We start from the raw sequence: 12,624 nt of genomic DNA, 5'->3' as shown, positions 1-12,624 counted from the left end.
TCTCTCCTCAGGCGGCCATCGCGGCCAGGCGGCGCTTCGCGAGAAGCTCGCCCGTCGCCTTCGCGGCAGCGGTCATGATGTCCAGATTGCCCGAATAGCTGGGCAGATAGTCGCCGGCGCCCTCGACCTCGAGGAAGATCGAGGTCTTGATGCCGGTGAACTCGCCGCGTCCGGGGATGCGGAGCTTATTGTTGTCGCCGAAGCGCTCGAACTGCACCTGCTGCTTCAGGCGATAGCCGGGCACATATTTCTGCACCTCGGCCACCATCTTCTCGACCGAAGCGCGGATCGTCTCCTCGTCGGCGCCTTCGGACAGGGTGAACACCGTGTCGCGCATGATCATCGGCGGTTCGGCCGGGTTGAGAATGATGATCGCCTTGCCCTGCGTGGCTCCACCGACCGCTTCGATCGCGCGCGCCGTGGTGCGGGTGAATTCGTCTATATTGGCACGCGTACCGGGGCCGGCCGAGCGCGACGAGACCGAAGCGACGATCTCGGCATAATGGACCTTCGCCACCTGACTGACCGCCGCGACCATCGGGATCGTCGCCTGGCCGCCGCAGGTGACCATGTTGACGTTGGGCTGGTCGAGATGCGCTTCCATATTGACCGGCGGCACGGTGAACGGACCGATCGCAGCCGGAGTCAGATCGACGACCTGCTTGCCGTCGGCGCGCAGCGCTTCGTCATGGACCTTGTGGGCATAGGCGGAGGTCGCGTCGAAGACGATGCCGATCTCGGGATAGCAGGCCAGCTTGCGCAGGCCGTCGAGCCCCTCATGCGTGGTCGCGATGCCATGCTCGCGCGCCATCGCCAGCCCCTCGGATGCGGGGTCAATGCCGACGACAGCGGCCAGCTCCATGTTCTGGGGATATTTGATCATCTTCATCATCAGGTCGGTGCCGATATTGCCCGAGCCGATGATCGCCGCCTTCAGACGTGCCATGTTCTTTTCCTTAGACGAAGCGGGCGGCGCAGCGCCCGATACCGTGCAATTCCATTTCGAAGACGTCGCCGGCCTTGGCCGGCGCCAGCGGCACGAGCGACCCCGACAGGATCACGTCCCCGGCATCGAGCGTCACGCCATGCGCGCCGAGCGTATTGGCGAGCCATGCCACCGCCTCGGCAGGAGAGCCCTGCACAGCCGAGCCATATCCCTCGGACAGCGGTTCGCCATTCTTGGTCACCGTGACGTGCAGCGCCGGCAGATCGTGCGCGCGCGGGTCGGCGCGCGCCTCGCCCAGCACGAACACGCCGCAGGACGCATTGTCGGCGACGGTGTCGACGATCCCGATCTTCCACTCGGCGATACGGCTGTCGACGATCTCGAAGCAGGGCGCGATGCTCTCGGTTGCGGCGATCACCTGTTCGGCGGTCACGCCCGGGCCTTTCAGCGGCTCACGCAGGATGAACGCGATCTCGGCTTCGGCGCGTGGCTGGATAAGCCCGGTCGCGGCGATGTCGATCGTCTCGCCGTCGATCCACATGCGGTCGGTCAGGAAGCCGAAATCGGGCTGGTGGACGCCCAGCATGTCCTGCACGGGCTTCGAGGTGACCCCGATCTTCTTGCCGACGACCCGTTCGCCGTCCGCCTGGCGACGTTCGAGGATGCCGAGCGAGATCGCATAGGCATCGTCGATCGTCAGGCTCGGGTCCTGACCGCTGATCGGCGCGAGCGTGCTTCCGTCACGCAGCGCACGGTAGAGCCGTTCGGCCCAGACTGTGGTGTCAGCCATGGAGGAAGGCCAGGGTGTAGCGATTAAACTCCGCGGCGCGCTCGACCTGGACCCAGTGGCCCACGCCGTTGAAGGTCATGAAGCGCGCATCGGGGCAGGCTTCGAGGAAGCGCTGCGCCCCCGAGGCCGGGCAGAAATCGTCCTGCAGCCCCCAGAAGCCGAGGATCGGCATGGTCAATTCGCCCAGACGCGGCGCCAGATTGGGCGTCCGCATGCGCGCCAGCACGTCCTTCGACTGCGTCTTCGCAACCGCATAGCGCTCGGCCACCAACTGATCGCTGACCACCGAAGAGTCGTAGACGAGGTTGGTGATCAGCGTCCGCTGATCTTCCAGCGAGAATTCGGGGCTGCCGAAGCTCGACTTCATCTTGGCGATGCCGGGCATGGCGAAATAGACCGGCAGCTCCTCAATGCAGCCCGGTGCCATCATCACCAGCTTCTCGACGAAGCCGGGATGATCGAAGGCCAGCTGCATCGCGATGCCGCCGCCGAGCGAGTTGCCGACACATACCGCCGAGGTCACCCCGGCCTTCGTCAGCGCGTCGTGGACCGTGTCGGTGAACAGCTGGAGCGTGTAATCGATGCCCTCCGGCTTCGACGACGCGCCATAGCCGATCAGGTCGGGCAACAGGACGCGATAGCCCGCTGCGACGAATTCCGACGCATTGAGGCGAAAGTTGGAAGCACCGGACGCTCCCGGCCCGCTGCCGTGCAGGAACACGACAGCGGGACCGGAGCCGGCCTCCGCCATGCTGATCTCATAGTCTCCGCCGACCTTATAGGCCGTACGGATGAACTCGACTGTCATTGAAACCCCTCCAGTCGATTGGGAAAATACTCAGAGGAACAGGAAGGACGGCGCCTGCCCGTTCAGCGTGCCCACGAGGTCCGCCGCCATATTATTGGGGTCGTTGGCCACGTGCGCGCGCGCTGCATTGATATCGAGCCAGGGCTGGATGATCGGGCTGGACATATAGATCGCCCGGCCGCCCAGCAGCGGCATGAGCTCATCCACCAGATCGGCGCAGCGCCGGACGACGGTCGAGGACTGGTAACGATACAAGGCACGCTCGGACATTTCGAGCGGCTGACCGCGCTCCGCCTTTGCCATCATCTTGTCGAAGCTGGCCTCCAGCGTGGCTTCCATCTCCAGAAGCTGCGCGTGCGCCTTGGCGATCGCGGCCATCAGGATGGGATCGGTCTTCGACGCCTTGCCGGTGTTGGTCGACACGCGGTCGTTGGCGATCTTGATCGCTGCGTCGATCGCAGCCCGCGTACCGCCCAGGGCAGCCGACGAGACCGAACGCACGAAGATCTGCGCCCAGGGCAGGGTGAAGAGCGGCGCGCCATTCTCCTTCTGGCCGGGATTGGTGCAGAGAAAGCCGTCCGCCGCGCGGTGCGTGCGATAATCGGGGATGAAGGCCCGTTCGATCACCACGTCATGGCTACCCGTGCCCTGAAGACCGAAGGTGTCCCAGGTCTCCTCGATCCGGTAGTCCTTCCGCGGGACGAGGAAGGTGCGCATGTCGGGGGCATCGCCCTCGTTCTTCGGCGGCACCAGCGAGCCGAGCAGCACCCAGTCGCAATGCTGCGAGCCGGAGGAGAAGCCCCAGCGGCCCGACAGGTAGAAGCCGCCCTCGGCATGCTCGACCTTGCCCACCGGCTGGTAGGAGGACGACACCAGAACGCTCGTGTCCTCGCCCCAGACTTCGGCCTGCGCCTTGTCGGAAAAGAGCGCCAGCTCATAGGGATGACAGCCGACGACGCCATAGACCCAACCGGTCGACATGCAGCCCTGCGCGATCTCCTTCAGCACCGAGAAGAAGACGTTGGGATGCATTTCATAGCCACCCCAGCGCTTGGGCTGGAGGATGCGGAAGAAGCCCGCTTCCTTCATCTCGGCGATGGTCTCGTCGGGGATCCTGTGGGCCGCCGTCGCCTGTTTCGCGCGCGAGCGGAGCACCGGAATCATAGCACGCGCCCGCTCGATCAGATCTTCCGCGCTCGGGATCGCGACATCCTCATTCTTAAGCATCGTCGCCATGTTCGTTTCCTGACCAGCCTCTCCGCATCCGATCGTTCATCAGATTCGTAATCCTAGCTACCGATTTCTACGCAAAGCGTCAACTATCGGAGCCAAGTTCTGCGATTGCCGATCTAGCAAAGCATGCAATCACGTGTTACGCATATGGTAGAAGGAGCGGGTTGACACCCGCCATATACGTAGTGGGAGGGTCGTTTTGAAACGCGCGCACAGGCTGTATGCAGCCTCTCTGGCTGTCCTGTCCACGGTGGGATTTTCCCCGGTTTCGGCGCAATCCACCACCGACGACTCCGGCATCGGCGACATCGTCGTAACCGCCACCCGCATGGGCGAGACCCGGCTGCAGTCGACCCCGATCGCGGTCACGGTACTGGGCGGCGAAGCGCTCGATTCGCGCGGCGTGCGCGACGTTCAGGACCTGAAAGCCTATGTTCCGTCGCTCCAGGTGTCGGACCTGTCGGGCTATACCCAATTGTTCATACGCGGCATCGGTTCGAACATCGTCTTCATCGGATCCGATCCGAGCACGACGATCCACAGCGACGGCATCTATCTCGCCCGCCCGCTCAGCTACCTGACCGACTTTCTCGACGTCGAGCGGGTGGAAGTGCTGCGCGGACCGCAGGGCACGCTCTACGGCCGCAACTCGGTCGGCGGCACGATCAATGTCGTTTCGCGCAAGCCCTCCTCCACACTCCAGGCGCAGGCGCAGCTGGGCTATGGCACCTATGATCGCTATGCTGCGCAGGGCTATATCAGCGGGCCGATCGCGGGCGAGGTGCTTGCAAGCCTCGCGGTAGATGTGTCGGGCCATGACGCCTTCCGCGAGAATATCTCGACGGGCAACGACGTCGAGGACCTCAAGTCGCGTGGCGTGCGGGCGCAGATCCTGGCTCCGATCGGCGGGGGAGAATGGATCATACGCGGCGACTGGTCGCGCCAGTCGGGTGCCATGGCCGGCTATCCCAAGCTGATCCGGCCGACCGGTAACCCGTTCGACGACGCGATCCTCGGCCACTTCGACAAGGTGTCGATGAACCGGGACAACTTCACGGTGCTGAAGAATTACGGCCTGTCGAGCGACCTGTCGCTGCCGCTGGCCGATGGCCTCACGCTGCGCTCGCTGACCGGCTGGCGAGCCTTCCGCGGCTCGATCCTGACGGATTCGGATTCCAGCTCGATCGACATCCTGCGCAACCTGATCGCACCGATCCGGCAGAACCAGTTCAGCCAGGAGTTCACCCTCGTTGGCGAAAGCGACCGGTTCGACTGGGTGCTCGGCGCCTATTATTTCCAGGAGCGCAACCGCGAGCCGCTGACATTGGCGATCCTGCCCTTCGGCGCATCGCACATCCAGCGACCGCTGTTGAAAGCACGTTCCTATGCCGGCTTCGCGCAGGGCGAGTATAAGCTGACCGACGCCCTCTCCTTCGTCGCCGGCCTGCGCTACACGCGCGAGCGGAAGATCTACCGGATCACCGACTATTTCACCGCCTCGACCGATCCCGATCCGCGTGTCGCGGCCCAGGGTTTCGTCCTGTCGGGCGTGCCCGGCCTGCCGAACCCCTTCACGGTCGACACGCGCCGGAACGACGACGCGCTGACGCCGAAGTTCGGGATCAACTTCAAGCCCAGCGAGCAGCTGCTGATCTACGCATCCGCAACGCGCGGCTTCAAGAGCGGCGGCTATGACTATGGCAGCAATAACGCGATCGACGCGGCGGCAGGCTATGGCCCGGAAAAGCTCTGGTCTTACGAAGTGGGTCTGAAAAGCGATCTGCTCGACCGGCGACTGCGGCTCAACCTGACCGGCTTCTATTACGACTATACCGATCTGCAGGTGCAGAGCTTCGTCCAGGTTGGCGCTTCTTTCGGCGCACGGACCCAGAATGCCGCGACGGCCCGCGTGAAGGGCATTGAGGCCGAGATCGTCGCCAAACCCGTTCGCGCACTGGAATTGACCGCCAATGTCGCCTGGCTCGATGCCGAATATCAGCGCTATCCCAACGCCTTTGTCAGCACCTTCGGCTCGTTCGACGCCAAGGGCAAACGGCTCAACAACGCACCGACATGGTCGGCGACCTTCGGCGCGACCTATGCGTTCGACCTCGCTGACGCTGGCAAACTCACGGTAGGCGCCGACGCGCACGTCCAGAGCCGCATCTTCTTCACCGCCGCGAATGACGGCATCGGCGCGGTGGCGGGCTATGCCGAGCAGCAGGGCGGCTATGGCATCGTCAATGCGCGCATCGGCTGGACCAGTCCCGACGATGTCTGGAAGGCCCAACTGATCGCGACCAACCTGTTCGACCGCGACTATATCGTCGGCACGGCCAACTATACGGCCGCGATCGCCGCGCGGCAGGGCCGTCCGCGCGAAGTCCTTGGCCAGCTCAGCTACAGCTTCCGATGAACGCGCCCTTCCCGCCGGCGGCCGACGTCGGCGTTCCGGTCGAGCAGCCGATGCTGGTCGAGGATGCCGACGCCGTAGCCTGGGACCAGAGCACCGACCTGCTCGTCGTCGGCCTCGGCGGAGCCGGACTGGCAGCGGCGCTGGAAGGAATAGAACGCGGCCTGTCGGTCATCGCCGTCGATCGCTACGCCTGTGGCGGATCGACGGCGGCCAATGGCGGTGTCTTCTACGCAGGCGGCGGGACTACGATCCAGCGCGAGGCCGGAGAGGACGACAGCCCGGAAGCGATGCTCGACTATCTGCGCATCGAGGCGGGCAAGGTCGTCAGTGACGAGACGCTGCGCCGTTTCGTCGAGCAAAGCCCGGAGACTGTCGACTGGATCCTGCGCCACGGCGGCAAGCTCGCCGCCTCGGTCTGGAAGGAGAAATGCTCCTATCCGCCGCTCGACCGCTTCCTCTACCACCCCGACAATTCGCTGGTGGCGAGCTATCGGGCCAGGGCGAAGCCCGCCGCGCGCGGCCATCGCGCCTTCGGACGCGACGGCAAGAAGGCCTGGGGCCTGGGCAAGTTCATCACCGAACCGATGACCCAATCCGCCCTTCGCCTGGGCCTCGTCTTCCACCGCTACAGCGAGGCGCGCCAGCTCGTCGTCGACCGCGACGGCCGGGTGGTCGGCGCGCGCATATTGTCGACCCCCGAAGGATCGCCCGAAGCCCGCCGCTTCGCTAAATATATCGCACGCGCCAACATGCTGCTCGCGGCCCTTCCGCCCAGCATCCCGCTGGCCTCGATCACCATCGCCCTCGGCAACCATTATCTGCGCAAGGCGAGCGAGATCGAGGCGAAGGCCCGCTTCTCGCGCTTGATCCGCGCGCGCGAAGGCGTGGTGCTGAGCGCGGGCGGATTCATCATGAATCCCGCGATGGTCCGCCGTTACGCTCCGGCCTATGCGACGGGCATGCCCAATGGAACGCTCGGCGACCAGGGGTCGGGCATCCTGCTGGGCATGAGCGCGGGCGGCGCCACCGCGCTGATGGACAAGGTCAGCGCGTGGCGTTTCATCAATCCGCCCAAGGCCTGGGCACAGGCGATCGCCGTCGACCGCGCGGGCGAGCGCTTCGTGGACGAGACCGTCTATGGCGCGACGATGGGCGAGCATATCGTCGACTATCGCGGCGGGGTTGCCTGGCTGATCTATGACAAGAGCCTGCGCGAAGCCGCCTTCCGCCAGGCGCGCGACCCCAAGCTCGTCCCGTTCCAGCGCGACGTGACCCTGCTCAACCTGTTGTTCAACGCACGCAAGGCGCCGACGCTCGACGCGCTGGCCCGGCGCATCGGGGTCGATGCAGAGGGACTTGTCCGGACCGTGGCCACCTATAATGCTGCAGCGCGCGGAGAAGCGCAGGACCCGTTCGGCAAGGAGGCGGTCGACATGCATCCGATCGAGCGCGGCCCCTTTTACGCGATGGACATATCGATCGACAGCCGGTTCCTGCCCCTGCCCGTCATCACCTTCGGCGGGCTGCGCGTCGCCGAGGAAAGCGGGCAGGTGCTCGATCGCGCAGGCAAGCCGATCGCGGGGCTCTATGCCGCCGGCCGCACCGCGGTGGGCCTCGCCTCGCAGACCTATGTCAGTGGCCTGTCCTTCGCCGACTGCTTCTTTTCCGGCCGCCGCGCCGCACGGCACGCGGCCCGGGCCAATGTCTGAGAGGAACTCGATGGACGATATTCACGGCATAGCGGGCAAGGTCGCCCTGGTTACCGGCGGGACGCGCGGCATCGGTCTTGCCATTGCGCGCAAGCTCGCGGCGGCGGGCGCGAAGGTGGTCGTGTGCGGGCGCAACAGCGGGTCGATCGACGGCATCGAGGCGCTGGCCTGCGACGTGCGCGATCCCGAAGCAGTCAAGGCTATGGTCGACGACATCGTCGCCCGCCATGGCCGGCTCGACATCCTCGTCAACAATGCCGGTGGATCGCCCGACGCTGCGCTTGGCACGAGTTCGCCGCGGCTGGCCGAGAAGGTCGTCGGTCTCAACCTGATGGCGCCCATCTATCTGTCGCAGGCCGCCTATCCGCATATGATCAAGAATGGCGGCTCGATCGTGAACATCGCCAGCGTATCGGCGATGCGCCCTTCGCCGGGCACCGCCGCCTATTCGGCCGCCAAGGCCGGGCTGATCGCGCTCGGTCGCAGCCTCGCCCATGAATGGGGTCCCGACATTCGCGTCAACGCGATCGTCGTCGGCTATATCGAGACCGAGGCGACCGAGGCGACCTATGGCGATGCCGCGACGCAGGCCGCCATCGCCCATAATATCGGTGCGCGCCGGCTGGGCCGCGCCGACGAGATCGCGGCGGCCGCGCTCTTCCTCGCGTCGCCGGCATCGTCCTACGTCACCGGCGCCGCGCTCGAAGTCCATGGCGGCGGCGAGCGCCCACCCTTTCTTGATATCGTGAAGGAGCAATCGGCATGAGCATCGACAATCGCAAGGTGGCCGTTGTCACCGGCGCCAGCCGTGGCGCGGGCGCAGGTATTGCGCGAGCGCTGGGCGAGTCCGGCTATGCCGTCTATGTGACCGGCCGCACCACCAAGGAGGGCACAGCCGCCCTGCCCGGCACGATCGGCGCGACCGCCGCCGCCATCGACCGCCTTGGCGGACGCGGGGTCGCCGTCGCGGTCGACCATCGCAAGGACGACGAGGTCAAGGCGCTGTTCGAGCGGATCGAGCGCGACGAGGGGCGGCTCGACATCCTGGTCAACAACGCCGCCATCATCGACGACGCCCTGATTCAGCCGGGCGGCTTCTGGGAGCGTCCGCTCAGCCTGGTCGACATCCTAGATGTCGGCCTGCGCTCCGGCTATGTCGCCAGCTTCCATGCCGCGCCGCTGATGATCCGGACGGGCGGCGGCGTGATAGCCTTCACCTCCTCCTTCGGCTCCGCCTGCTACATGCATGGCCCGGCCTATGGCGCGCAGAAGGCGGGCGTCGACAAATTCGCGGCCGACATGGGTGTCGACCTGCGCGAACATGACGTCGCCGCCGTGTCGATCTGGATGGGCCCCCTCAAGACCGAGCGCACCGACAAGGCGATCGCCGAGCGACCCGATCAGTACGAAGCGATCATGGCCAATGCCGAGACGCCCGAGTTCACAGGCAAGCTCGTCGCCGCCATCCATGCGGCTCCGGACCGGATGGAGATGTCGGGCCATACCTTCATCGGGGCGGAACTGGGGACACGCTTCGCCATTCAGGACGCGGGCGGCAAGCAGCCTCCGTCCTTCCGCGAGATGCTGGGCGCTCCGCGCCTTCCCCACCCCGCGATCGTTCGCTAAGGAGTTTTACAATGTGGGCCGGGCTGCCGCGTTCAGCGGCGCCCGGAAACACGGCAGGGACAAGCTTGTGGCAACAAAGAAACCGACGACCAAGAAGAAGACGGCTGGCGACGAAACGGCATCGGCGCGTCAGGCGTCGCCACCGCCCGCCGTGCTCGAACCGATCGACGAGAAGATCATCGCGGCCTTGCGCCAGTCCGGCCGTATCGCGAACCGCGATCTCGCCCGGCTGATCGACGTCAACGAGGCGACCGTGCGGACCCGGCTGCGCAAGCTGGAGTCCACCAATGCGGTGCGCGTCGTCGCCATGCGCGACCTGACCGCGATGGGCTTCAACGCAATCGCTGCGGTCGGCGTACAGGTGAAGGGCCGATCGGCCGCCGACGTCGGCGCCGAGCTCGCGAAGATCGACAACGTCATCACCGTGAACGTGACGATCGGGATGTACGACCTCGAGGCGCAGGTCGTCGCCGACAATATCGAGGAACTCGACCGGCTCCTGACCGACGTCATCGCCCATATCGAAGGGGTCGAGCGACTCTTCCCCGGCCTGTCGATGAAGATCCTGAAGTATAACCCCGAATGGGCACCGCTATGACCCGCATCCCGCTCGACGACCTCGACCACAAGATCATCGACCGACTGAGCCGCGACGCCCGCGTCAGCAACCGCGAGATCGGCCGCGAATTCGGACTGACCGAAGGCACGATCCGCTCGCGCCTGAAGCGGCTGCTCGACAACAAGGTCATCCGCGTCGCGGCGGTCACCAACGCGAACCGGCTGAAGAACCCGTTTCTCGCCTATCTGTGGATCGAGGCGGACACGGCCGGCGACATCCAGGCGCTGGCCGAGCGCCTCGCCTCGTTACCCGAGATCGGCTTCGTCTCGACGATGCTGGGCCGGGCCGACGTGCTGGCGATGACGCTGGTCGAGAATGGCAGCCAGCTGACCGATTTCCTCCACCAGACGATCGACAAGATCCCGGGCGTGCGGCGGGTGCGCTACAGCCTGGGGCAGAATTTCATCAAGCACGACTTCCGCTACTGCGCGCTGGTGGACTGAACGTCCCGCCTTTATTCTCGCGTAGCGCATTCCCCTCCACCGCCTTCGGCGGTCCCCCTCCCCGTTCCGGGGAAGAATGTCGTAAGTTCCTCCCCGGCACGGGGAGGGGGACCATGCGCAGCATGGTGGAGGGGAATGCGCAACGCCCGCCTAAAGCGCGCTGACCTTCTCCTCGACCAGGAACATCCGCGTCCCGCTGCGGTCGAGGAAATTCTCCTCGTCCTCGGCGATCCGCTGGCCAATCTCGGGATCGGCGACCTTCGCCATCGCCGCGTCATAGGCGGCGCGGCTCTCGAACCAGATCTCGGTGACCACGTCGAAGTCGAAGGGCGCCGCCCCCTCGTTGACATAGGCGCCGTCGAACAGGGTGAAGTTGCGCCGATACTCGACGATGCCCGGCAGCAGCGACCGGATCAGCGGCACGTGGCGCGTCTCATAATAGTCGACGAAGGCCTCGCGGCCGAGATCGGACCGACGGCGCAGCAGTGCAATGGACTTCACCCGGCTCATGCTTAGGCTCCCCGTTTCAGCATCTGGAAAAAGGCATAGGACGGGTCGGCCGGACCCGGCTTGCCGATATAGGCCCCTTCGAGGAAGGGATGGTTCAGGTCGACGATCGAGGGGCTGTGGATGTTCGCCCAATCGGCGACGATCGCGCGATGGGCGAATTTCCAGTGTCCGTCGCGGCGCTCATATTTGTCGAAATAGCGCCCGCCGACCAGCACGTCGAACGGCCCGTCCGGCCCCATCACCCGGTGCAGTGCGAGCAGATAGACCTCACCCTCGGCGCGGTCGCCGTCGATCGCCAGATTGATCGTCGTGACATTGTGGTGGAGGATCTCCATCGGCGCCTGGATCTCGGGCAGCTTGTCGATGAAGTCCATCGCTGGCCCCTTCGACATATGCCCATGCTCGTCGATCGCATCCTCATGATAGAGGCTGCGCATCTTGTCCTGGTCATGGCGATCGGCGGCGTTGCAATAGGCATAGATCAGCGACCGTATCTCCTCGCGGTCGAGCAGCTCCTGCAGCCGGGCGGGATCGACCGTCATGACGCGGCCTTGGTCGCGAGGAAATGCGCGGTCAGCCCGGGCGCGGGATCATGATAAACGCGCTCATAGACCCGGTCATATTCGCTGTGCGCGATCAGCCAGCGGCCATCGCGCTTGACATAGCGGTCGCGGTAGATCGCCGAGCCGACCGTGGTCTTGTTCCCTTCGGCAAGGTTCAGCGCATAGTCCAGCAGGGTCCACACGCCGGTCGCGTTCTCGTCGTCGAGGACCTCGATCTCGGGCATGTGCATCGTGTGCGAACCGACGAAATGCGGGCCGAACATCCCGCGCAAAATGTCGACGATCGCATCGCGGCCCTGCAGCTGGACATGATAGCTGCCGCCGCGATAGTCGATCGTCGCATCCTCGGCGAAGAGGGACGCCACCGTCTCCATGTCGCCGGTGTCGATCCCGCGCGAATAGCGATATTTCAGCTGCCGGATCAGCTCGATATCTTCGAGCCGCAGCGTCATGCCGCGGCCTTGCGCGCCGCGTGGATCGCCTCGGCCCGCGCCTTGAGTGCACGCGCCGTATCGTCGAAAGCCCGCTTCACCCAGGGACCGCAGAACCGCATCACATGGATGCCGTTCTCGCCGAAGAAGGCGTCGGTCGACCAGTAGCGGCAGCGCTCGGGGCCATCGGCCTCGATGATCTGGTCGCGACGCGCCGGATAGGGCCAGATCGGATTGTCGAGCAGCTCCCAGCTGATCAGCCGCTCCGGGATCTTGGCGCAGACATATTCGACATTCGGCGCGGTCTGCCCCGGCATGGTGTAGTTGAGCAGCGTCATATGGATCGGATCGCCGATCTCCAGCGTGGATTCTGCGCCGATGCAGAAGGGGTTCCACTTGCCGTAATTGGGCAGGTCGGTCAGCACCTCCCACACGATCGAAGCCGGGGCGTCGATCGTCACCGTCTCCGATCGGACGGTGGTGTCGGCGGGATAGTCCGGCAGGCCGAGGTCGTCGCTCACGCATCTTCT

At 65.2% G+C, this 12,624-nt stretch carries 14 protein-coding genes; 6 read left to right on the top strand and 8 right to left on the bottom strand.

Annotated elements, in window-relative coordinates:
• Positions 1-7: 7 nt before the first annotated feature.
• Genes G6P88_RS16130 through G6P88_RS16115 form a run of 4 tightly spaced genes read right to left on the bottom strand, consistent with a single transcriptional unit; the run spans position 8 to position 3,780 of the window.
• Positions 8-946, bottom strand: a complete 939-nt coding sequence (locus tag G6P88_RS16130; RefSeq protein WP_165324086.1) for an acetaldehyde dehydrogenase (acetylating) — start codon at positions 944-946, stop codon at positions 8-10.
• Between the two features lie 10 nt (positions 947-956).
• On the bottom strand, positions 957-1,736 hold the full coding sequence (locus G6P88_RS16125) for a fumarylacetoacetate hydrolase family protein (RefSeq protein WP_165324085.1): 780 nt from the start codon (positions 1,734-1,736) through the stop codon (positions 957-959).
• On the bottom strand, positions 1,729-2,544 hold the full coding sequence (locus G6P88_RS16120) for an alpha/beta fold hydrolase (protein WP_165324084.1): 816 nt from the start codon (positions 2,542-2,544) through the stop codon (positions 1,729-1,731). The genes G6P88_RS16125 and G6P88_RS16120 overlap by 8 nt, the downstream gene beginning before the upstream one ends.
• 30 nt (positions 2,545-2,574) lie before the next feature.
• Positions 2,575-3,780, bottom strand: a complete 1,206-nt coding sequence (locus tag G6P88_RS16115; RefSeq protein WP_165324083.1) for an acyl-CoA dehydrogenase family protein — start codon at positions 3,778-3,780, stop codon at positions 2,575-2,577.
• Between the two features lie 196 nt (positions 3,781-3,976).
• On the opposite strand from G6P88_RS16115, the gene G6P88_RS16110 reads away from it, so the two are divergent.
• The 6 genes from G6P88_RS16110 (at position 3,977) to G6P88_RS16085 (ending at position 10,590) form a co-directional block, all read left to right on the top strand.
• The gene (locus tag G6P88_RS16110) at positions 3,977-6,193 is read left to right on the top strand and encodes a TonB-dependent receptor (RefSeq protein WP_226946609.1); all 2,217 of its coding nucleotides are present in this window, start codon (positions 3,977-3,979) and stop codon (positions 6,191-6,193) included.
• Positions 6,190-7,902, top strand: coding sequence for an FAD-binding protein (locus tag G6P88_RS16105; RefSeq protein ID WP_165324082.1), 1,713 nt, complete (start codon positions 6,190-6,192; stop codon positions 7,900-7,902). The genes G6P88_RS16110 and G6P88_RS16105 overlap by 4 nt, the downstream gene beginning before the upstream one ends.
• Before the next feature lie 10 nt (positions 7,903-7,912).
• On the top strand, positions 7,913-8,668 hold the full coding sequence (locus G6P88_RS16100) for an SDR family oxidoreductase (RefSeq protein ID WP_165324081.1): 756 nt from the start codon (positions 7,913-7,915) through the stop codon (positions 8,666-8,668).
• Entirely contained in the window at positions 8,665-9,528 is an 864-nt protein-coding gene (locus G6P88_RS16095) for an SDR family NAD(P)-dependent oxidoreductase (protein ID WP_165324080.1), read from the top strand. The genes G6P88_RS16100 and G6P88_RS16095 overlap by 4 nt, the downstream gene beginning before the upstream one ends.
• Positions 9,529-9,595: 67 nt before the next feature.
• On the top strand, positions 9,596-10,126 hold the full coding sequence (locus G6P88_RS16090; protein WP_165324079.1) for an Lrp/AsnC family transcriptional regulator: 531 nt from the start codon (positions 9,596-9,598) through the stop codon (positions 10,124-10,126).
• The gene (locus tag G6P88_RS16085) at positions 10,123-10,590 is read left to right on the top strand and encodes an Lrp/AsnC family transcriptional regulator (protein ID WP_165324078.1); all 468 of its coding nucleotides are present in this window, start codon (positions 10,123-10,125) and stop codon (positions 10,588-10,590) included. Before G6P88_RS16090 ends, G6P88_RS16085 begins: the two co-directional genes overlap by 4 nt.
• Before the next feature lie 150 nt (positions 10,591-10,740).
• On the opposite strand, the gene G6P88_RS16080 is transcribed toward G6P88_RS16085, so the two are convergent.
• From G6P88_RS16080 to G6P88_RS16065, 4 genes are read right to left on the bottom strand one after another with little or no spacing between them, the layout of a single operon-like run.
• Complete coding sequence (locus G6P88_RS16080; protein WP_165324077.1) at positions 10,741-11,100, bottom strand: EthD domain-containing protein; 360 nt, start codon at positions 11,098-11,100, stop codon at positions 10,741-10,743.
• Between the two features lie 2 nt (positions 11,101-11,102).
• A complete protein-coding gene (locus G6P88_RS16075; protein WP_165324076.1) occupies positions 11,103-11,642 on the bottom strand; it encodes a nuclear transport factor 2 family protein in 540 nt (179 codons plus the stop codon).
• On the bottom strand, positions 11,639-12,115 hold the full coding sequence (locus G6P88_RS16070) for a nuclear transport factor 2 family protein (RefSeq protein ID WP_165324075.1): 477 nt from the start codon (positions 12,113-12,115) through the stop codon (positions 11,639-11,641). The genes G6P88_RS16075 and G6P88_RS16070 overlap by 4 nt, the downstream gene beginning before the upstream one ends.
• Complete coding sequence (locus tag G6P88_RS16065; protein WP_165324074.1) at positions 12,112-12,615, bottom strand: SRPBCC domain-containing protein; 504 nt, start codon at positions 12,613-12,615, stop codon at positions 12,112-12,114. Before G6P88_RS16065 ends, G6P88_RS16070 begins: the two co-directional genes overlap by 4 nt.
• Positions 12,616-12,624 lie beyond the last annotated feature (9 nt).

It is taken from the genome of Rhizorhabdus phycosphaerae, from assembly GCF_011044255.1.
Taxonomy (GTDB): Bacteria; Pseudomonadota; Alphaproteobacteria; order Sphingomonadales; family Sphingomonadaceae; genus Rhizorhabdus; species Rhizorhabdus phycosphaerae.
Note: the sequence above shows the minus strand (reverse complement) of the source record. Positions and strands in the feature narration are given on the sequence as shown.

Bases quoted from the DNA above. Each gene is read 5' to 3' on its own strand.
- G6P88_RS16130 (WP_165324086.1), bottom strand. From the start codon at position 946: ATGGCACGTCTGAAGGCGGCGATCATCGGCTCGGGCAATATCGGCACC.
- G6P88_RS16125 (WP_165324085.1), bottom strand. From the start codon at position 1,736: ATGGCTGACACCACAGTCTGGGCCGAACGGCTCTACCGTGCGCTGCGT.
- G6P88_RS16120 (WP_165324084.1), bottom strand. From the start codon at position 2,544: ATGACAGTCGAGTTCATCCGTACGGCCTATAAGGTCGGCGGAGACTAT.
- G6P88_RS16115 (WP_165324083.1), bottom strand. From the start codon at position 3,780: ATGGCGACGATGCTTAAGAATGAGGATGTCGCGATCCCGAGCGCGGAA.
- G6P88_RS16105 (WP_165324082.1), top strand. From the start codon at position 6,190: ATGAACGCGCCCTTCCCGCCGGCGGCCGACGTCGGCGTTCCGGTCGAG.
- G6P88_RS16100 (WP_165324081.1), top strand. From the start codon at position 7,913: ATGGACGATATTCACGGCATAGCGGGCAAGGTCGCCCTGGTTACCGGC.
- G6P88_RS16095 (WP_165324080.1), top strand. From the start codon at position 8,665: ATGAGCATCGACAATCGCAAGGTGGCCGTTGTCACCGGCGCCAGCCGT.
- G6P88_RS16085 (WP_165324078.1), top strand. From the start codon at position 10,123: ATGACCCGCATCCCGCTCGACGACCTCGACCACAAGATCATCGACCGA.
- G6P88_RS16080 (WP_165324077.1), bottom strand. From the start codon at position 11,100: ATGAGCCGGGTGAAGTCCATTGCACTGCTGCGCCGTCGGTCCGATCTC.
- G6P88_RS16075 (WP_165324076.1), bottom strand. From the start codon at position 11,642: ATGACGGTCGATCCCGCCCGGCTGCAGGAGCTGCTCGACCGCGAGGAG.
- G6P88_RS16070 (WP_165324075.1), bottom strand. From the start codon at position 12,115: ATGACGCTGCGGCTCGAAGATATCGAGCTGATCCGGCAGCTGAAATAT.